Here is a 555-nt window from a genome sequence, read left to right as displayed (position 1 = left end):
GCTGGGATACTTGGGTTAGGCGTCATCTTCACCGTCAGTTCGGAAGATGTCGCCAAGCCAGAACCCGAAGCGGCGACGTTAACTCAAGAAGAAATTGAAACCATATTAGACACCAAGTTTTCCGAGGGGAAATATTCACGCCGCGGGCCAGATGGCTGCCTTCGTTGCCATGACGATACATCAGATAAACCTGCAACGGGTATTTTCGACAACATTCATGGCAAGTCCGCAAACCTGCATGGGCCAATGAATGATAAACAGTGTGAAGCATGCCATGGCCCAGTAAACAATCACGAGCGCAATCCACGAAAAGGACAAGTTCGTGAGCCAATGATCACTTTTGGACCAAACTCCCCTGTTCCGGCCGAAAAGCAAAACAGCGTGTGTTTATCTTGTCACCAAGATGCGAAACGCTCGACTTGGCATAGTAGCGAGCACGCTTTTGAAGGGCTGTCTTGTGCAAGCTGTCACCAACTGCATCAAAAAGACGATCCGATGATGGTTGCCGAAATGCAAGCAGACAAATGCACCGATTGTCACTCCCGCACCAAATCG

General features: G+C 49.5%; 1 protein-coding gene. It reads left to right on the top strand.

What is annotated here, in order from left to right:
• On the top strand, window positions 1-555 hold a 555-nt coding region (locus R7190_RS29745), incomplete at both ends, for a cytochrome c3 family protein (protein ID WP_318138191.1).

This window comes from Vibrio sp. 1078-1, assembly GCF_033340475.1.
The sequence above is the reverse complement of the archived record's forward strand: the minus strand, read 5'-3'. Positions and strand labels throughout refer to the sequence as shown.